This is a genomic window from Dyadobacter sp. CY351 (assembly GCF_021502625.1).
GTDB lineage: Bacteria > Bacteroidota > Bacteroidia > Cytophagales > Spirosomataceae > Dyadobacter > Dyadobacter chenhuakuii.
Genome location: NZ_JAKFFU010000007.1, coordinates 308,792 through 327,570, shown reverse-complemented (window position 1 = coordinate 327,570; position 18,779 = coordinate 308,792). Strand labels below are relative to the sequence as shown.

The following is an 18,779-nucleotide window of genomic DNA, read 5'->3' as shown; positions in this document are numbered from 1 at the left end:
TACGAAACCTTGATTATTCTGCACTATTTCAATATCTGCAATATAAGCTAAGCTGATCGGCGAGCATGTAGGATATCAAACAATAGATTATGAATATCAAACTACCACCCAGGGTTTGACCAGAATTTGAAACATTCTTGTCTTACTACTGTAAATTCTGCTTAGCTGCCCAAACGTCACTGTTATAGTTCCTGTGCTGTCGGACGGAAGATCACTTCATTGATATCTACATCATCTGGCTGACTGATTGCAAAGGCAACCACACGTGCAAAGCTATCCGGACTGATTCCTACCGCTCCTACATAATCCTGGTTGGCTTGCTGAATATCGGCCTCCGAAATGTGTTCCAAAAGCTCTGTTTTGACTGCACCCGGACAGACGATCGTGGTGCGAATGTTGTAGGGCTTCACCTCTATCCGTAAGCCTTCGCTTAATGCCCGCACGGCAAATTTGGTTGCAGAATAAACCGCAGAACCACCAAATACTTTATGTCCTGCCACCGAAGATGTGTTGATAATCTGGCCTGACTTCTGTTTTTTCATATAAGGCAGCACAGCGGCAATACCATTGAGCACGCCTTTGATATTCACATCGATCATCGTATCCCATTCATCGACATTAAGACGGTCAATCGGTGATAACGGCATGATACCTGCATTGTTAAGGATCACGTCTACCCGGCCAAAATGCTTAACTGCTGAATCGACGAATTGCTTTACCTGATCTCTTTTGGTTACGTCCACAGCGATAGCAAGCGACTTTCCGCCATTGTCTTTGATCTGCTGGGAAAGCTTTTCAATTTTATCAGCTCTTCTTGCGCCCAGCACAACGGATGCACCCAGGTTGGCCAAATGCTTCGCGGCCGCTTCGCCCATGCCACTGCTAGCTCCTGTAATTACCACTACTTTTCCTTTGATATTTTCCATAATAATTGAAAATCTGATTTTACTTATTACTGATCTATAATGCTATTCTCCAACTGTCTCCATGGAGAATTCCGGGCGCTACCGTTCGACTTGTTTTTGCATTTCGGCCGGGTAGCGCTCGCCCATGATCTTGATCTGAGAAACCGCTGCATCGATCTCGCTCAGATCGTTTCCGCTCAACTCAGTATTTACAGCACCCAGATTTTCTTCGAGCCGGTGACGTTTTGTGGTTCCCGGAATGGGCACGATCCAGGGTCTTTGAGCCAGCAGCCAGGCCAATGCAATTTGCGAGGCAGTGGCATGCTTGTCGGTTGCAAGTTGACCGAGCAGGTCCACCAGGTTCTGGTTTACCTTCCTGTTTTCTTCTGCAAAACGAGGGACTTTATTACGGAAATCGCTTTTGTCAAACGTGGTATCGACGTTTATTTTGCCTGTAAGAAAACCCTTTCCCAGCGGACTGAACGGCACAAAGCCAATGCCGAGTTCTTCCAATGTGGGCAAGATTTCGGCCTCAGGCTCTTTCCACCAAAGCGAATACTCACTTTGCAATGCAGCAACCGGCTGGACGGAGTGGGCGCGGCGAATGGTCGCAACACCGGCCTCCGAAAGGCCGAAATGCTTCACTTTTCCTTCGCTGATCAAATCCTTCACAGTTCCGGCAACGTCCTCAATGGGCACATTCGGATCCACCCGGTGCTGGTAAAAAAGGTCTATTACATCCGTACGTAAACGTTTTAATGATGATTCTGCCACTACACGGATATTTTCCGGGCGGCTGTCGAGTCCCATGGCTGGAACCCCACCGGCAAAACCGAACTTGGTCGCAATCACTACCTCTTTACGGAATGGCTCCAAAGCCTCACCTAGCAGTTCTTCATTCGCAAATGGTCCATATGCCTCGGCTGTATCAAACAAAGTAACGCCCCGCTCCACAGCTGCACGGATCAGCTGGATGGCCTGATGCTTTTCAGTTGCTGGCCCGTATCCAAAGCTCAGTCCCATGCATCCCAGACCTAACGCAGAAACTTCCAGCCCACTATTTCCTAATTTTCGTTTTTCCATTTTAGTTTATCGAAGTGATCCATTAATGGGCAGCCGCATAGAAGACTGGCACATCATTTTAGCCGCTAAGCTCCTATTATTGTATCGCAAAGTTCCGCCCGTTTTTGCAATCACTTTGTATACATATTCCTGATATTTATACCAATGTTCCATATTCATAATCAGTATGTAGTCAGGCCCTTTTGAAATCTGTAATTTGGTAGCAGTTAATAAAAAAGACAATGGAAAATCAGATCCGGTTTGATTCGGTAAGTGATTACAATGCATTCAACCAGCACGAAACGCTGCATCCTTTGGTGACTGTCGTAGACCTGTCAAAAGCTGACACGCGGCAGATCAAAAACATGTATTTGGGGCTGTACTTTGTCATGCTAAAAGGAGTGGCGTGCGGGGATTTGCGCTATGGCAAGCAGAATTACGATTATCAGGAAGGCACGCTCGTTTTCTTTGCGCCTGGGCAGGTGGTAACTCTTGAAAATGAGCTATACAGGCCGAACGGTTATGCGCTGGTTTTTCATCCCGGTCTGCTGCACGGTACCGCACTCAACCAGCACATCCATGAATACAGCTTTTTTAGCTATCAGACCCACGAATCGTTGCATATCTCTGAGCGGGAAAAGCAGATTGTGCTGGATTGCCTTGCTAAAATCAGGTATGAGCTAGAACATGCCCTCGATCATCACAGCAGGAAACTGATCGTTTCAAATATCGAGCTGTTTTTAGATTACTGCAAACGCTTTTACGACCGGCAATTTCTTACCCGCGATACGGTGCACAAAGGGATTATTGAACGCTTTGAATCGCTTTTGACAACCTACTTTTTGTCAGACAAGCCCAGTATGATTGGATTACCCTCGGTGGCTTATTTCGCCAGTGAACTTAACCTGTCCACAAAATATTTTGGGGACCTGGTCAGAAAAGAAACCGGGCAAACTGCGCAGGACTATATCCAGGCAAAACTGATTGATGTGGCCAAAGAGAAGATTTTTGACCAGACAAAAACAGTAAGCGAGATCGCATTTGAAATGGGATTTAAATATCCCCAGCATTTTTCAAGGCTATTCAAACAACACGTTGGCCAAACGCCTAATGCATTTCGGGGACTTCGAAATCTGAATTAGTAAGTACTATTTCAAACACCTTTCTCCCTGTATTTTTCTCATTACTATTCACGGATTTTAATATGAAATCTGCGAAAAAAAACACCCGCAAGTTAATTTTGCGGGTATTTTGTAAGATTTGATATTTCACTTAGTGGATTAATTCATCCGGATTCACCAGTAAATCGAGCATCAAGATACCTGCTGCATGACCTTATCCGGCGTGATAGGTAACTGCCTGATCCGCTTACCAGTCGCATTAAAGACCGCATTGGCAACCGCAGCAGAAAATCCGATCAGTGCGATCTCACCCATTCCCTTTGCGCCCATCGGGTTAATGATCGGGTCGGGTTTATCAATGAAAATTGTTTCGATCGCCGGCACGTCGGCGTGCACGGCCACGTGGTAATCCGCGAAATTATTATTGACGAATCTGCCAAAGCGGTGATCGATTATCGCTTCCTCTGTCAGCGCCATTCCTATACCGCCTGCCACGCCGCCGATCATTTGACTGGCTGCTGTTTTTGGACTAATAATCCGGCCCGAATCGGCTACGCTGACTGTTTTGGTCACACGAACAGCACCGGTGAGCGCATTGACCTTTACCTTTACAAAATGCACGGAGAACGAATACATAGAATATTTTTCCAGCTCCGCGCTCCCTTTCGAGTCGGCAGTTTGGGCGATTGAAGGCAAATTGTTGGCTTTCAACAGTTCAGCTACCGCCACCTTTTTTGAAGGACTGTCTGAGATAAAAACATTTCCATTTTCTATTGAAAGATCGGCCACCTTACTGCCCGCAAGCGGCGCGCCTGCTTTTGTTGCAAGGTCAAACAGCTCATTTTTGATTTTTCTACAAGTATCGAAAACAGCAGAGCCAACTGCGGACACAATCGCCGAACCGCCCTGACTTGGCGCTTTCGGTAGCGACGTGTCGCCATATTCAACCTTAATGCGCTCGAAAGGAATATTCAGCACATTGTGCGCAATCATCGTCAAGGCTGTGCCCGTGCCCGGACCGATATCAGTCACCGCGCTTTGCACTACCAGCGATCCGTCCGCATTGAGCACCACTCTGGCCGACGCTTCCCATCTGAATGCATTGAAAACGCCCGTGCTCATGCCATAACCTGTGAGCCAGTTGTCTTCCTTACTCGCGCCCGGATCGTTTTTACGGTCTTTCCAGCCGATAGCCTCTGCCCCGCGCTCGTAAGCTTCCTTCAGATGTTTGCTTGAATATGGCCGGTTATGTTCAGGATCGGTTTCCGCGTAGTTTTTAAGCCGGAATTCAATCGGGTCTATACTAAGCTTGTGAGCCATTTCATCCATGGCCGATTCCAGTGCAAATGCACCCGTCGCTTCACCCGGGCCGCGCATCCAGATCGGCACGCTTCGGTCGAGTCGCACGAGCCGGTAACGCGTGCTTACATTCGGACAGTCGTACATAAACTTGGTCATGTTGACGGTCGCTTCCGTAAAATCTTCATATTTAGCCGTTTCTGCCGTGGCCGCATGATGAATGGAGACGAGTTTGCCATTTTTGTCTGCGCCCATTTGAATGGACTGCGCCGTGTAAGGCCGGTGGCCGACCATGGTAAACATTTGGCTCCGGTTCATAACCAGCTTCACCGGGCGACCTACTTTTTTTGCAATGGCCACGGTCGCCATTTCCTGCGGCCAGGTGCGCAGTCCCATTCCAAAACCACCTCCCATATATTCGGTATGCACATGGATGTTTTTCGGGTCGAGTTTAAATGCCTGCGCCATCGCCTGCTGGGTGGAATTGACACCCTGTGTTTTGGCGTAGATCATCAGCTGATCCGCGCCGGTCCAGTGCACGACAATCCCGTGCAATTCCATTGGGTTATGCACTTCAATGGGAATTGTATATTCCGATTCCAGCTGCACCGGTGCTGATTCGAAAGCTTTTGCTTTACCCCGTGAGTAATCACCGCCTCTTGGCGTAATCTCATCTTTTTTATATTTTTCGAGATCCGTTCGCGCTTTTTGTTTGCTGTAAATGGCTTTGACAAGTGATGCGGCGTAGGTCGCGCGTTCATAGGTATCGGCAACAACCATGGCGATAGGTTGGCCGTCGAACAGGATTTTCGGACTGCTTAGGATGCGGTATTTTTCTTCGGTGTCAGGTTTGGGCGGCGGTCCGTCGGCCTGCTTGCTTGGCGGCGCATCCCAGCCCGGAATCGGCGGCATATTTTGGTGGGTAAATACACCCAACACGCCAGGAGCGCCCTGCGCTTTTTTAGTGTCTATACTTGTAACCGTGCCACGCGCGATGTCACTACCTACGATGACACAATAGGTCATATTCGGAATGGCAAAGTCGGCAAAGTATTTGGCTCCGCCGGTCACCTTCATTCGCCCGTCGACCCGGTCAAGCGGTGGATTTTTTTCGTTTTTCATGGTCAGACGGTTTGAGTGGCGATTTGAAGTGCTTCGATAATGGAATTTGGAGCTAAGGTTAGTTTAAAATCATTTTCGCCATAACCTTTCGCGCCCTGCATGGCAAGCGTGGCCGCTTGTCTGAAATTTTCGAGGGTAGCTTCTTTCCCTTTCAGATAACCTTCCGCCTCGGCCAGCCTCCAGGGCTTATGCGCAACGCCGCCCATTGCCAGCCTAATATCCTGAATCGTCTTTCCTTTCATATCCGCAGCAACCCCCACCGAAACGAGCGCGAATGCATAGGAGGCCCGGTCGCGCACTTTGAGATAATGCGAGTATTTACCTAATTCATTCTTAGGCACATCTACGGAAAGAATCAACTCCCCTGGTAGCAGCGTATTATCCTTCTGCGGGGCATCGCCCGGCAGGCGATGGAATTCAGCGAAAGCAATGCTGCGGTTGCCTTTCGGCCCGGTCACATTGACCCGCGCATCCAGCGCTGCAAGCGCAATGCACATATCGCTGGGGTGCACGGCAATGCATTTTTCGGAAGTGCCGAAAATCGCGTGCATCCGGTTAACACCGCCGATCGCGCCGCATCCCGACGGACCATTGGGCTGGCCTTTCGAGGGACCCGACTGGATCGGACCGCGTTTGTTGCACGGCATGGAATGATCGTAAAAATACGGACAGCGCGTGCGCTGCATCATATTACCCCCCACAGTAGCCATATTCCGGAGTTGAGCAGAAGCGCCAGCATTTAGCGCCATTGATAATAATGGGAAATACTTTTTGATCAGTGGGTGATCGGCAACTGCCGAGTTTTTGGCCATTGCGCCGATGCGTATACCGGACGTAGTTTCCTCAATTGTGGCCAGGGGCAGGCGGTTGATGTCGACGAGCCGCTCGGGAATGATAACTTCCCTTTTAACAAGGTCGATCAGATTTGTCCCACCGGCCAGAAAATAGGCACCGTTTTCCTTAGAAACGGCCGATACCGCCGCCAGGGGCGTGTTTGCACGCGTGAATTGAAATTGGTTCATATCCGGCCTCCTTTTGATTTAACTTCCATAATTGCCTCCACAATGTTCGCATATGCGCCGCAACGGCAGATATTCCCACTCATATATTCCCGCACTTCGTCGGGCGAATTGGCATGCCCTTCGTTAATGCAGGCGACGGCCGACATGATCTGGCCGGGTGTGCAATAACCACATTGAAATCCATCGTGTTTGATAAATGCTTCCTGCATCGGATGCAGCTTTTCAACACTACCCATTCCCTCAATCGTCGTGACTTTGCAGCCTTCTGTGGTTAGTGCCAGAGTCAGACAGGAGTTGACGCGCTGGCCGTCCACATGCACCGTGCAGGCTCCGCATTGACCATGATCGCAACCTTTTTTAGTGCCGTTAAGGTTTAATTGTTCGCGAAGTAAATCCAGCAAAGTCACCCGAGGCTCCACGGACAATTGCTGGGCAACACCATTGATCTGAACGCGAAGCGGCTGCTGTTCAAATGCGACCGCCACTTTCTCGTCCAGACCCTTCTCAACGGAGTGTACTGCGGCTGGCGGCGTCAGCGCGAAGGCAGCGAGCGCGGACGACTGTTTCAGGAACGTCCGCCGCGATGCACCGGTGCTTTCCGGCTCCCCGGCATTATTTTCGTTGTCCATGGTGATGTTGTGGGTAAATAATTAAAGTACTAATTTTAATTGGTTAAATGCTATTGTTCTTATATACTAAAATCGCGCGAATGCTTCACATAGCCTGCTTCAATAACTTCCTACAATGCCCTCACATTAATTGTGTGATTCAACACAAATCCATTCGCTACACTACCGGATATTTGCGCCATTTCATTGGCAACACCGTCGCTGAACACCATGTCCCTTTCGTTGGTAGTATCTTGCAGCCCATGACTTGCATAAACACCCTGTCTGTAAACTGTGTCACAAATTTCCTTGGGAAAAGCAATTTGGGTAATGAGTAACGAAGCACCTGAGCGACTGTAAATATGAACATGAATATGCGGCGCCCGGCCCGGATACCAGCCCGGAAAAATGCTTGTCCAGGAGGCTAGACCCGCAGAGTCAGTTATCTGGCGACCTCTCAAAAAATGTACATCTGTTAAGTTGACCGATTGCGACCCATTCCCACCATACTCTGAATAATAGCCGTCCTTGTCACATTGCCATATATCCACCAAAACCCCGGTCAAGATTTCGCAATTGGCATTGACGTTTCTGACTGTAATATTTATTTCGATGGGCACGCCTACTCTGTCAGAAACAATGTTGCTTGTTATTAAATCGCCCGGACGTCTTATTGGAAACGGCCCGGGCGTTTCTGAATTGGTCACAGCACAACTCTGCGACGTTGAATCTATTGAGGGGTTTTCTACAATTGCATCCTCCTTACAAGCTTCCATTATGGGAAAAGCCGCAAAAACACTAAGAGTGCTAAATCCTTTTTTTAAAAAATCTAATCGGTTCATTGGCCTTGTACTTACGGTTGGTACAAATGGATAATTAGTGTTTTATAGAATGTAAATGTTGCTTTGTAAATCCCGTTGTCGATAATGATAATCAAACCATTTCTTATGAATATCAAATAGTACGTCCAAAGTATAGGGTAGCGTGGTTTGCCTGAGGAATTAACCTCCATATTTGTAAGCCAATATGGAGATACTGAAATGGAATTACGTCAATTAAAGTATTTCGTGCGTGTTGCCGATGAATTACATTTTGGCAATGCTGCCCGGAAACTTTTTATTTCACAGCCAGCACTAAGTCAGCAGGTGAAATTATTGGAAGCTGAGCTGGGCGTTGAGTTATTTGTTAAAATCAAACGTACACAATCACACAAAGTAGAGCTAACTCTGGCAGGAGAAGCTTTTTTGTCAGATGCGAAACGCATTCTTTCCCTTGCTGACAAAGCGATCCGTGATGTCCGGCAAGTTGGAGCAAAGCAGCAAGTGATCACACTGGGTGTTTTCAAGCTCATTTTGCCCGAAAGGATTATGGGAATATTAGAACTATTTTCTTCCCACTTCCCAGCGGTGGAGATCAAACTTGTTGAACTGCCAAATCCAGTCCAGGTGCAACTTAATGTATCGAATGGTGAAATAGATATGGGCCTTTGCGTGCTTCCACTCGTGAAAGAAAGCCTGACTGCCAATCTATATACGCAAGCTGATTACAGCATTTTAATGAATCGGAATAACCAACTTGCCAACCGCAAGGCGGTCGCCCTTGCAGAACTGAAGAATGAAAAATGGATCGACCACGGACCCGAAGCCGGCCTGTTCTACAGCCAGTTGGAAGAAGTATGCCGGCTAGCGGGTTTTCATAGAGAAAGCAACATTGCGCATTATGTCCCATCCTTTGACCTGTTAAAAAGTATGGTGCGGTCGGAAAAAGGTATTGCCTTTATTCCCGCTTCTCTGGATTTACGGCACGATCCCAGCCTGATCTCGATGCCGATTTCCAATCCGGATGGAAGCCCATTCAAAGAAATTGTCATTCAGCATGTGCTCATTTATAAAACAGAGCCATGTACGCCATTGGTGCAGGCACTGGGCGGATTGGTCAAAACTCTGGGGGAACAGACTTTCCAACTCTCGACATAAGCCCAGTTCCCTGGGATTTCGCAAATTATTACCATTTGCCACCTCAGTCAGAAAATGACACCTTTCACACAAACGGTAATGCAATGCCGGTTAGGTTTTCGCAAAAAGACAGGAACTTCTCTTGGACCGCTCCCTGGTCGGCCTGACGCAGATAACGGTCTGGCTTTTGATGATGCAAATACATACCAGATATTTTGGCTTGCTCATCACTACTTACAGCAAGCCAGACCTGGGTGGCAAAGCCTTTCTGTAAATTATCCGGCGCTCCGGGGCCACCCATCTTGGTGGGCACCCAGCCAGGGTCTACTGCATTAGCATAAATATCCGGACGGAGTCTGGCGACGGCCATTGCCAGGATCAGATTGTGGAATTTGGAGTCGGAATAAGTTATACTGAGTTTTTCCTGGTTTAAGCCTGACAAGTTTGGGTCTGCCTGCTTATGCATTCCCGAACTCGTATAGATCAGGCGATGGGGCTGCTTAATAAGGCAAGTCAGCACATATGGAGCAATCGTGTTAACAGCAAATAATGGTGGCAAGCCATCCAAAGTCAGTTTGTTTTCATGCATCTGGTATACACCTGCATTATGTATGATGGCATCAAACTGCCCAAGTGCGTTAACCTGATCAGCAAGATTCTTTGTTTCTTCAATGCTTGACAAATCGCCAGTAAGCACAGCTTCTGCTCCAGGCACCATGGCTAGACCATACTTTGAGCGCTCCCGATTCCGCGCATGCAACACCACACTATGACCTTTGTGGACGAGCGCATTTGCTGCCAACTGCCCAAGCCCGTCCACAGAGCCTGTAATGAATATCCTTGCCATTTTTGTTACTGATGAAGTTTAATACATTATTATCAACTTAGATCGTATCTGGCTATTTATTTTACAAAGCACAATTGAGAAATACGTTTAAGTAAGCCAAACCTCGCCACCAACGCTAACAACAAATTTAACCTCACCGCAGCCACACGAATAAAGATAATCAAACCATTGATTATGAATTTCAAACACATCACTGGAAAAACTAACGATTATGTATATACGCTTTTAACTAAAAAGGTGAAAGTCATCAACTCCCACCTTTCTTTACAACTGTACTTCATATAAACGCATTAGATACAAGAAATCCCCGAATCCCGTTGCCAAAGTTTGCCTACATAATGCCGTCCAGTTGATATTGACATTTTGCAAGTGAAGTGACTGGCGTGGAGAATCAAAGGATCCCTAATTGCGATTGTTCAACATTAGTTTGAGGCAATCCGGTAAAGGCGGCCCTGATCTGTAACGGCGTACAATGCGCCATCACGACCTTGGGTAATATCCCGAAAACGTTGCTGCTCGCTAACCAAAAGCCGCTCCTCGCCGACGATCCGGTTATTTTCAATCACCAATCGCGCTATATGCATGCCGCTCAGCGAACCGATGAATAGATTGTTTTCCCATTCCGGGATGGAATTCCCACTGTAAAAAGTCATCCCGCTTGGAGAAATTACCGGGTCCCAATAATAAGCTGGCTGTAACAATCCATCACGCTGCTGAATACCAGCACCCACCGGCTGTCCACTGTATTCCAATCCATATGTAATGGTTGGCCAGCCGTAATTTCCTCCCGCCTGAACACGGTTGATTTCATCTCCGCCACGTGGTCCGTGCTCGCTTTCCCATAACTCCCCAGTGACAGGGTGCATGGCCAGTCCCTGCGGATTACGGTGGCCAAGCGACCAAATTTCCGGACGTGCATTGCTTTGGCCAACAAATGGGTTATCTGCCCCGGGACGTCCATCGGTCGTAATCCTGACAATCTTACCCAGGCCTGAACTAAGTGACTGAGATTGTGGCCTTGTGACCATATCCGAGCGTTCACCCGTACTCACCAGTAAATGCCCGGTACGATCAAAAAGGATGCGCCCGCCATAATGGGCGCTTCCTGTATACGATGGCGTCGCCCTGTAAATCACCGCTGCATTTTCTACTCTACTTGCATCAGAAGACAGCCGCCCGCGCCCAACAGAAGTCAAGCTGCCGCCCGCCACAGGTTCAGAAAACACCCAGTAAACCAACCTGTTCGATTCGAATTGCGGATCAAGGCACAACCCCAATAAACCGCCTTGTCCCGCAGCATTGACAGCGGGCAATCCCGTAATGACACTTCCCAGCACCCCAGCGGCACTAACAATCCGCATCTGACCGCCTTTTTGCGTGATCAGCAGCCCGCCATCCGGCAAACTGGTTATCCCCCAGGGATTGGTTAACTGATCAGTCACGATCCTAGTCACAAACTGCGCTTCAGTTCGCACGGCTCGAATGCGTGTCTGGCCTGCAAAAGCCGGTGTATATCTTGAATTCGGCGCATTAACCTCCACCGAAGTAGAATCATTGCTTTGCCCGGATCCAGGTTCCGGATTGGTATGGGGCTCGCTTTCCTGTTTGCAGGATACTGATAGCAATAGTAAAAACGCAAATTTTAAAAGTCCTGGGTTGTTCATCATCATGAGTTCTAATTAATAAAAGGTAATCTAATTCGGCTCACCCGCCATCGGATCAGGTGTAGCATCCCGGTCGCCGGAGACGCTGCCGTGCATAGGCAGGCTGCTTCCGCGAACGAGCAAAAGACCGGAAACGTGTGGGGCTGCCATCGAGGTGCCGCTCAATGTAGCGTAACGGCCATTTGAGTATGTAGATGTAATGCGTACGCCGTAAGCGCAAACGTCAACACTACTACCGTAATTTGAAAATGACGCAAACCGGTTGTTCTGGTTCATTGCCGAAACCGTAAAGACATTTTGGTGATTGACACGTGCAGGAGAAAAGTCCTCTACATTTTTACCTTCATTTCCAGCTGCTATTGAAAAGAAAATGCCCGCGTTTGCGCCCCGCACAATCGCTCTTTCCAATGTGGCGGATATTCCTTCTCCACCAAGGCTCATGTTGACTACATCCCCTGCGCGACCATTTTGTATCACATGATTCACAGCCTGGATAATGCCGGAAAGCCGCCCTTCGCCTTCCTCATCCAAAACGCGCAGTGAAACCAAGGTAGCACCGGAAGCTACGCCGGTCGTCCCAATCGTGTTGTTTTGTGCCCCGATTATTCCCGCAACGTGAGTTCCATGACCATTCTGATCATCGGCAGATGTTTGCCCGGTGATAAATGATCTGCTGCGTGCTGCATCCACATTCAAGTCGGGATGGTCCAGGTCAATACCTGTATCGATCACCCAGGCAGTTTTAGTGGTTTGCAGATCGCCGCGGCCGTATCCGGTCTGCGCTATGTTCCAGGGAAGCGTGGTGGGAGTAGAAATCTCCACGCAGCTGCAAACGGACATGATCCTATCTGGTTCTATAACCCTAACCGATGGATCCATTTTTAGCCTGACCGATTCGGCTTCGGTCAGATGTGCCAGAAAGGTGGTCTGCTCACCCGATGCAAGAACCTGGGTCTGCAAATCCGCTATTTTCCTGCTACTCAAAAACTGCTCGGCACTTGCCTTAGCAGCCGTAAGTCTCGCACGTTGGTCACCAGGCAATTCCTCTGCTGGCCGATAGGTAACAATGTAGGCACCGGAAACAATCTGGCCACTATTGGCAGTCGCTTTCACCAAGCAATCAGTAGAGAAGGAAGGCTCCAATGTATCATCATTCTGGCAAGCAGAAACACCTAAGCCAATGACAATAGCACGGATAAATTTAGCAACCATAATACATCCTCTCATCACCATCACAAATCAATTTTATCTGAATTCAAAACGAATAATTGCAACTAATTATTCGCACTGCTCTTCAACAAATTCATTCTTACATTTACTTTTTCAAAACAAAATAAGTCAGCCCTTCTTTGCTTTCGATCGATCATGAGATCATTCAATTTTCGGGCACTTCGATGGATAAATATTGCGTTGACTTCACTTTTATAAAAGCTATAATCAGCGAAATACTTCGTTGTATCTTGACCATTGCAAGGCAATAAAACGAACCTTACTGTCATCTGTTCCTTAATTTTGGATTTTGCTGACCGGGCATTACTCTCAACGTTAATCGGACCAGTAAGAACCAATGATTGAGCTGATATAGAAGAAGATATAAAAAGGAACGCTAAACCCATAGCGACACAGACAATTTTAGAATAGGAGCTCGCAGTCATTGAATTAATCATTTTAAATCCAATACAAAATTAGAATCAAATTGACTAACCGTTTATCAAAAATCAAACAATTAATTAAGAGTTTCAAACAATGGACACGTCTGAATGTTGCCGGGTATTTAACAACCAACTAAAAAACTACCATCTATTATAGATACGCTAATAAAAGCTTTTTCGTGGCAACCTATTGTCGTTTCAATTAAAGAAACTAAAACCAAAAATGCCAGAATTCTCCGGCGTTTTCTATTACACTGATTTGTACTCTAGTTTCTTACAATTTCTAAAAATTCTCGCTTTTAAGCGCGGGACGTAGGCACAACGTGACATCGGCTCCGATTGGAAACTCTTATTTGTTCATGCTTAATGTAACATGGAGCCTTTATTGGTTTGTATACTCAGAATCTTCAACCTTCTCCATCCACTGCACAACTTTACCGTCCAATTGTTCCTGGATGGCAATATGCGTCATGGCAGTTGTAGCCGTTGCGCCGTGCCAATGCTTTTCTCCTGCGTCAAACCAAACGAGGTCACCCGGGAAAATCTGCTTCACTTTGCCACCTTCCCGCTGTACCCAACCGGCTCCTGACGTCACAATGAGCGTTTGTCCCAGCGGATGAGTATGCCAGGCAGTGCGTGCGCCTGGCTCAAAAGTAACGCTTGCGGCCTGCGCTCGCCTGAATTCGTTTGGTTGAAATAATGCATCAATGCGAACCTTTCCTGTAAACCAGTCTTGGGAGCCGACACTGGATGGCTGAGAACCTATTCTTGTAATTTCCATGATTTCTAAGTCTTGTTAAGTTCATTTGATTTCTGATATGCTTTTGGCCGTCTTTTCAGATAATCCTTTCTGCATTTCAAAGCAAATGCAATTGTTTTCTCATTCAGCAAAAGCAGACCTGAAATTCAGGCCTGCTTTGCAATCGTTCATCTAGCTTAGTATAATTTTTTTGATGTCCAGATGTTATTTAAATGCATTGTATTCCTTGTCGTTAACTGGTTGCAGCCATTCAACAATCCCTTTTTCAGTATTGGGGATGATGTACATTTGGTGCAGACCACTGTCGGGACTTGCCCCGTGCCAGTGCTCTACATCAGGCGGACATTTCACAACATCGCCTTTTCGCATTTTCTCTATCGGCTTTCCCTTTATCTGGTGAAAGCCCTCGCCAGCGGTAATGATCAGGATCTGACCGGCCGGATGTTTATGCCAATTTGACCTGGCGCCGGGTTCAAAAAACACGTTTCCCACGACTGTATTATAAGTAGAATCACTTTCTAGGAGACCATAATTGAAGGCTTTACCTGTAAAATTCGAAGCTGGTCCCTGCTGGCCTTTTGGGAAAATAGCCTGTTTTGCATCTGCATCAGCTTTCGACTGAGAGAACCCCTGAAAAGTGATGAGAGCAGCCGCAGCCAAGGTCAACAAAATCTTTGTTGCAATATGATTTCTGGTCTTTTCCATTTGTTGATTATTAGTTGAAGACATTAATTTGAAATCTCAAAATCTGGGTAACTGTTCACTAAATCAGGCATAAATTAGTGAGACAACACACTACTCCAATTCAAAACGCACAGATACTGAACCGTTGCCAACAGCGGATGCAAGGCCGGATGGATTGTCTATTTTCCCAAGCCTGGTATAGCTGTACGACGTAGGAAATGACTCGTAAAAGAGCACTAGCGTGGCAGACCCGTAAAGCATCAGATCACCGGCTGCGATGTTGCGCGGATTGGAGGCATTGGTTGGCAAGGCGCTGCTGAAATTGTAAAGCTTTTCATTGCCGTTCAACTCGGTCATGTTCACCGTCATCGGCAGCCGGGCTTTGAAGGCCGTAACCGTGGGGTTTGAAACCAGCGTGGCGTTGAATGTTCTTGTACCAATGGTGATTTTCAATCGGTTGCTCGAAGAGTCCACATCGGTGCTGTCGGTACCAGGATTTTCCTGCCCGGGGCTTTCCTGCCCGGGGTTGTTATTGCTATTTGGGTCCATGCTACCGTCTGAATTACATGCCATGATCGCCAGAATAAATACCAGCAAAGGGTACAGGATTACTCTTGATTGTTTCATGTGTTCCGTTATTTATATTTTGATTCAAAAAAAATTACACCATTACTTTCTTTCCGGCAGCAGTCCAACTGTGCCTTCCGTTTTGGATTGAAGGTTCTTTTTAAAAAAAGACTCCAGTTTGTCCCAGGGGATCAGGTTTACCCTGTCATACAGATCCACGTGTCCCGCGCCGGGAACGATCACAAGTTCCTTCGGCTGTCCGGCAAGCTTGTAAGCATCCTGGCTGAATTCGATGGAATGTGCATTTTCACCTGCAATGAAAAGCATTGGTCGCGGTGAAATGGTCTCGATATCATTGAAGGGGTAAAAGTTCATGAACTTGGTATTAGTCGCAAGCGTCGGGTGTGTGGTCTGTTTTGGACTCGACCCTTTTGGCGTATATTCCCCGCGGCTGGTGCGATAGAAATCATAAAACTCCCGCTCAATGGCATTCGAAGCTTGGGTAAGCTCGTCAACCGTTCCGCCGGTAAGCTTCGGCTCGCTGCCTGTGAATTCTTCATAGCGCTGCTGGGCTGCATCAGCAATAATTTTTTTGCGTTGCTGAAGGGTCAATGAATGATTGAGCGCATTGCGGTTAGCCGCTCCCATGTCGTACATGCTTACCGTTGCGATTGCTTTCATGCGCGGATCGATTTTTGCCGCGCTGATCACAAAACTTCCGCTCCCGCAAATCCCCAGCACACCGATCCGCTCGCGGTCCACAAACGCTTGCGTACCCAGGTAATCCACCGCGGCACTGAAATCATCTGCATAAATATCGGGCGCGACCGCATTGCGCGGCTCTCCCTGGCTTTCCCCCCAAAATGACAGGTCCAGCGATAAGGTAACAAATCCTTTTTCAGCCATTTTAGTAGCATAAAGGTTTGCACTCTGCTCTTTGACAGCCCCCATCGGGTGACCGACAATGATCGCTGCATTTTTCGCTTTTTGATCTAAATCTTTTGGCGTAAAAAGATTGCCCGCCACCTTCATATTGTATTGGTTTTTGAAAGTGACCTTTTTGATGGTCACTTTATCGCTTTTGTAAAAATTATCGGCTCCATTGGACAGATCCTGGGCCATTGAAATGTTGCTATTAATCATCATTGCTATGATGGCTATGGTAATGCTACCGAGCCTTTTTAGATTGTTCATTATTAACGTTTTTAGTTTTTGATTTTACCTTATTACCATGGTTACCAATCTGTTTCGTAGCAGATTTTAGCACCGCACTTGAATTGGGCTGATACAATTATAGGATCGTAATGCCGCCATCAACAGTCAATGCCTGGCCGATCACAAAGCTGGACTGCGGGCTGCACAGCCACAATACAGCATCTGCGATCTCCTGCGGTTGCCCGATCCGGCCGATCGGCGCGCCTTTTTTGGAATCCTCTTCCGACAAATCGCCTTGGCTGAACATCTGCTGAACCATAGGCGTATCGATTGTACCGGGGCAGACGGCATTGATGCGAATGCCTTTTGCTGCATATTCCGCAGCAGCACTTTTTGTAAGGCCGATCACCCCGTGTTTGGAGGCATGGTACGCTGCTCGTCCAGGACCCCCTACGATGCCGCCGATCGATGAATTATTGACGATCGCCCCGCCCCCTTGCTTTTGCATCTGGATTAATTCATACTTCATACAAAGCCAGACCCCTTTCAGATTAATATCCATCACGCGGTCATATTCCTGCTCGGTCATATCGGCCGTAAAGACATTCCGGGCTTGTACGCCTGCGTTGTTAAATGCGAAATCAAGTCCTCCGTAAAGTGATACGGCCTTTTCAACGGCAGCTTTTACATCTTCACTTTTTGTGACGTCACAATGCACAGCCGTTGCCCTGGCGCCACTGCTGGTAAGCTCGCGGGCCAGGGTGTTTGCTGCATCCATATCTACGTCCGCTATGATCACGGCTGCTCCGGCTTGGGCAAAACTCCTTACGGCCGCTTCCCCCATTCCTTTTGCCGCTCCTGTTACAAATGCTACTTTATCTTTCATGATATTTTCTATTATAAATTTATTCGGCTCCATTGTGTGCTTTTCAATGATTCAAAATTAGTGGGATCGCTACTACTAAGTCCAATGGATATCAAGCGATATATTATGAATATCAAACAAGTCAAAAAGCAATGTTCGGGCGGGCGGGTCATGCCTTCAAATCATAAATGCACCATACCGCCGCTTGCCGAAGCAGCCTTCCATACACGCCCTTTCATGGCACGCCATATTGCCCATGCAGCGCAAAGCCAAACCAAACTTCCCAGTCCGAATGTGCCTCCAATCCCTATATGGTCAAATACCAGCCCACCCAGGCCTGCACCCAGCGTAATGGCAAGTTGTGTTGTGGCAACAAGGACGCTGCCCCCACTTTCGGCTTCATCGGGAACTGCAAGGGTAATCCAGGTCGGCCAGCCCACCTGGACACTGCCGAATGCAAAGCCCCAAACTGCGATAAACAGCGATGCAAGGATCATATTACCACCCAGGAAAATGAGCAGGGCAGTGACAATAGACATTAAAAAAGACATTGCCACCATAGTCAATGAAAGGTTTTTATCAATCATAAACCGGGCAATGATGGCTCCAAAGAAGTTGGCAGCGCCGTAAAACAGGAGAATGGTTGTCAGAATGGCCACCGGCACATGTGTAATATTTTCCAGCAAAGGGCGCAGATAGGTAAAGAAGATCGCATAACCTGCAAATGAAAATGTAACACCGAGCATTCCTCTCTTTACATCCCTGCGCCTGAATACCGAAACCAGTGTATGCAACTGCGAAGGGCTGCTTGGCGGCATCGGCGGCAGTACGAGCGCCTGCCAGACGAGCGCTATAACACCAATGCCAGATACCAGCATAAATACATTACGCCAGCCGATAATCCCATCCAAAAAACTGCCCAGAGGCGCGGCCAGGACAGTCGCAAAAGAGACAGCCGCAAAAACAATGGAAAGCGCTTTTGAGATAAGATGCTGTGGTACCAGCCGCATCGTTGTAGCTGTGGACATGGCCCAAAACCCACCTACTGCAATACCGAGCAGTACCCTGCCAGCCATGAGCACAGCAAAAGAAGATGCCTGTGAAACAAGGATATTAGAAATGATCTGTAACACCGAAAACGATAAGAGTACCCACCGCCTGTCAATTTTCTTGGTCAGAATTGCAGTAAATAAACTGGAAAACATCGCAATTAATGCTGTAACCGAGATTGCCTGCCCGGCCATCCCTTCTGTCACATGAAGGTCCCGTGCGATTGGCGTCAGAATACTCACAGGAAGGAATTCAGAAGTGATTAGTCCGGCTACTGCAAGTGATATGGAATACACCGCAATCCATCTTGGCTCCCCGGTGGTTGTGATTGATTTTTCTTCTTTCATAGTAGTAAAGCGAATAATTAGAATGTTGCAAAATTACTCCCCTGATCACCCTTTGTAATAATGATTACCAAACCATAGGTTATGGAAATCAAAC

At 47.5% G+C, this 18,779-nt stretch carries 17 protein-coding genes; 2 read left to right on the top strand and 15 right to left on the bottom strand.

What is annotated here, in order from left to right; all coding sequences use genetic code 11:
* Nucleotides 1–182: 182 nt before the first annotated feature.
* Nucleotides 183–926: an SDR family oxidoreductase gene (locus L0660_RS15765; RefSeq protein ID WP_235160275.1), complete on the bottom strand. Its 744-nt coding sequence runs from the start codon at nt 924–926 to the stop codon at nt 183–185.
* A gap of 78 nt (nt 927–1,004) precedes the next feature.
* Nucleotides 1,005–1,988: an aldo/keto reductase gene (locus tag L0660_RS15760; RefSeq protein ID WP_235160274.1), complete on the bottom strand. Its 984-nt coding sequence runs from the start codon at nt 1,986–1,988 to the stop codon at nt 1,005–1,007.
* Between the two features lie 221 nt (nt 1,989–2,209).
* Here L0660_RS15760 and L0660_RS15755 point away from each other — a divergent pair, with 221 nt between their 5' ends.
* Nucleotides 2,210–3,109 carry an AraC family transcriptional regulator gene (locus L0660_RS15755; protein WP_235160273.1) on the top strand — a complete coding sequence of 300 codons (900 nt, stop codon included), beginning with the start codon at nt 2,210–2,212 and terminating at the stop codon, nt 3,107–3,109.
* 171 nt (nt 3,110–3,280) lie between these two features.
* Here L0660_RS15755 and L0660_RS15750 read toward each other — a convergent pair whose 3' ends face one another.
* From L0660_RS15750 to L0660_RS15735, 4 genes are all read right to left on the bottom strand, one after another.
* Entirely contained in the window at nt 3,281–5,509 is a 2,229-nt protein-coding gene (locus tag L0660_RS15750; protein ID WP_235160272.1) for a xanthine dehydrogenase family protein molybdopterin-binding subunit, read from the bottom strand.
* A 2-nt stretch (nt 5,510–5,511) separates the two neighbouring features.
* A complete protein-coding gene (locus L0660_RS15745; protein WP_235160271.1) occupies nt 5,512–6,531 on the bottom strand; it encodes a xanthine dehydrogenase family protein subunit M in 1,020 nt (339 codons plus the stop codon).
* Nucleotides 6,528–7,160 (bottom strand): (2Fe-2S)-binding protein, encoded by a 633-nt coding sequence (locus L0660_RS15740; RefSeq protein ID WP_235160270.1) that lies wholly within the window; start codon nt 7,158–7,160, stop codon nt 6,528–6,530. The genes L0660_RS15745 and L0660_RS15740 overlap by 4 nt, the downstream gene beginning before the upstream one ends.
* Nucleotides 7,161–7,270: 110 nt before the next feature.
* Nucleotides 7,271–7,915: an intradiol ring-cleavage dioxygenase gene (locus L0660_RS15735; RefSeq protein ID WP_310587963.1), complete on the bottom strand. Its 645-nt coding sequence runs from the start codon at nt 7,913–7,915 to the stop codon at nt 7,271–7,273.
* A gap of 264 nt (nt 7,916–8,179) precedes the next feature.
* Between L0660_RS15735 and L0660_RS15730 the strand changes: the two genes are divergently transcribed.
* Complete coding sequence (locus L0660_RS15730; RefSeq protein ID WP_235160268.1) at nt 8,180–9,115, top strand: LysR family transcriptional regulator; 936 nt, start codon at nt 8,180–8,182, stop codon at nt 9,113–9,115.
* Between the two features lie 64 nt (nt 9,116–9,179).
* Here L0660_RS15730 and L0660_RS15725 read toward each other — a convergent pair whose 3' ends face one another.
* The 9 genes from L0660_RS15725 to L0660_RS15685 all read right to left on the bottom strand — a co-directional run bounded on the left by L0660_RS15725 (nt 9,180) and on the right by L0660_RS15685 (nt 18,685).
* Nucleotides 9,180–9,941, bottom strand: coding sequence for an SDR family NAD(P)-dependent oxidoreductase (locus L0660_RS15725; protein WP_235160267.1), 762 nt, complete (start codon nt 9,939–9,941; stop codon nt 9,180–9,182).
* Nucleotides 9,942–10,363: 422 nt separating this feature from the next.
* On the bottom strand, nt 10,364–11,605 hold the full coding sequence (locus tag L0660_RS15720; RefSeq protein ID WP_374759679.1) for a PQQ-dependent sugar dehydrogenase: 1,242 nt from the start codon (nt 11,603–11,605) through the stop codon (nt 10,364–10,366).
* A 30-nt stretch (nt 11,606–11,635) separates the two neighbouring features.
* Nucleotides 11,636–12,817 carry a S8 family peptidase gene (locus tag L0660_RS15715; protein ID WP_235160265.1) on the bottom strand — a complete coding sequence of 394 codons (1,182 nt, stop codon included), beginning with the start codon at nt 12,815–12,817 and terminating at the stop codon, nt 11,636–11,638.
* A gap of 822 nt (nt 12,818–13,639) precedes the next feature.
* Complete coding sequence (locus L0660_RS15710) at nt 13,640–14,038, bottom strand: cupin domain-containing protein (RefSeq protein ID WP_235160264.1); 399 nt, start codon at nt 14,036–14,038, stop codon at nt 13,640–13,642.
* Between the two features lie 183 nt (nt 14,039–14,221).
* Nucleotides 14,222–14,722, bottom strand: a complete 501-nt coding sequence (locus L0660_RS15705; RefSeq protein WP_235160263.1) for a cupin domain-containing protein — start codon at nt 14,720–14,722, stop codon at nt 14,222–14,224.
* A gap of 90 nt (nt 14,723–14,812) precedes the next feature.
* Nucleotides 14,813–15,328 carry a cyclophilin-like fold protein gene (locus tag L0660_RS15700; protein WP_235160262.1) on the bottom strand — a complete coding sequence of 172 codons (516 nt, stop codon included), beginning with the start codon at nt 15,326–15,328 and terminating at the stop codon, nt 14,813–14,815.
* A 42-nt stretch (nt 15,329–15,370) separates the two neighbouring features.
* Complete coding sequence (locus tag L0660_RS15695) at nt 15,371–16,462, bottom strand: alpha/beta hydrolase (protein WP_235160261.1); 1,092 nt, start codon at nt 16,460–16,462, stop codon at nt 15,371–15,373.
* Between the two features lie 97 nt (nt 16,463–16,559).
* On the bottom strand, nt 16,560–17,309 hold the full coding sequence (locus L0660_RS15690) for an SDR family NAD(P)-dependent oxidoreductase (protein ID WP_235160260.1): 750 nt from the start codon (nt 17,307–17,309) through the stop codon (nt 16,560–16,562).
* A gap of 161 nt (nt 17,310–17,470) precedes the next feature.
* A complete protein-coding gene (locus L0660_RS15685) occupies nt 17,471–18,685 on the bottom strand; it encodes an MFS transporter (protein WP_235160259.1) in 1,215 nt (404 codons plus the stop codon).
* Between the last annotated feature and the right edge of the window lie 94 nt (nt 18,686–18,779).

What these genes read in the sequence shown, in the direction of transcription:
- L0660_RS15725 (WP_235160267.1), bottom strand. Translation starts at nt 9,941, where the DNA reads ATGGCAAGGATATTCATTACAGGCTCTGTGGACGGGCTTGGGCAGTTG.
- L0660_RS15740 (WP_235160270.1), bottom strand. Translation starts at nt 7,160, where the DNA reads ATGGACAACGAAAATAATGCCGGGGAGCCGGAAAGCACCGGTGCATCG.
- L0660_RS15705 (WP_235160263.1), bottom strand. Translation starts at nt 14,722, where the DNA reads ATGGAAAAGACCAGAAATCATATTGCAACAAAGATTTTGTTGACCTTG.
- L0660_RS15735 (WP_310587963.1), bottom strand. Translation starts at nt 7,915, where the DNA reads ATGGAAGCTTGTAAGGAGGATGCAATTGTAGAAAACCCCTCAATAGAT.
- L0660_RS15755 (WP_235160273.1), top strand. Translation starts at nt 2,210, where the DNA reads ATGGAAAATCAGATCCGGTTTGATTCGGTAAGTGATTACAATGCATTC.
- L0660_RS15750 (WP_235160272.1), bottom strand. Translation starts at nt 5,509, where the DNA reads ATGAAAAACGAAAAAAATCCACCGCTTGACCGGGTCGACGGGCGAATG.
- L0660_RS15760 (WP_235160274.1), bottom strand. Translation starts at nt 1,988, where the DNA reads ATGGAAAAACGAAAATTAGGAAATAGTGGGCTGGAAGTTTCTGCGTTA.
- L0660_RS15715 (WP_235160265.1), bottom strand. Translation starts at nt 12,817, where the DNA reads ATGGTTGCTAAATTTATCCGTGCTATTGTCATTGGCTTAGGTGTTTCT.
- L0660_RS15700 (WP_235160262.1), bottom strand. Translation starts at nt 15,328, where the DNA reads ATGAAACAATCAAGAGTAATCCTGTACCCTTTGCTGGTATTTATTCTG.
- L0660_RS15710 (WP_235160264.1), bottom strand. Translation starts at nt 14,038, where the DNA reads ATGGAAATTACAAGAATAGGTTCTCAGCCATCCAGTGTCGGCTCCCAA.
- L0660_RS15685 (WP_235160259.1), bottom strand. Translation starts at nt 18,685, where the DNA reads ATGAAAGAAGAAAAATCAATCACAACCACCGGGGAGCCAAGATGGATT.
- L0660_RS15765 (WP_235160275.1), bottom strand. Translation starts at nt 926, where the DNA reads ATGGAAAATATCAAAGGAAAAGTAGTGGTAATTACAGGAGCTAGCAGT.
- L0660_RS15720 (WP_374759679.1), bottom strand. Translation starts at nt 11,605, where the DNA reads ATGAACAACCCAGGACTTTTAAAATTTGCGTTTTTACTATTGCTATCA.
- L0660_RS15690 (WP_235160260.1), bottom strand. Translation starts at nt 17,309, where the DNA reads ATGAAAGATAAAGTAGCATTTGTAACAGGAGCGGCAAAAGGAATGGGG.
- L0660_RS15695 (WP_235160261.1), bottom strand. Translation starts at nt 16,462, where the DNA reads ATGAACAATCTAAAAAGGCTCGGTAGCATTACCATAGCCATCATAGCA.
- L0660_RS15745 (WP_235160271.1), bottom strand. Translation starts at nt 6,531, where the DNA reads ATGAACCAATTTCAATTCACGCGTGCAAACACGCCCCTGGCGGCGGTA.
- L0660_RS15730 (WP_235160268.1), top strand. Translation starts at nt 8,180, where the DNA reads ATGGAATTACGTCAATTAAAGTATTTCGTGCGTGTTGCCGATGAATTA.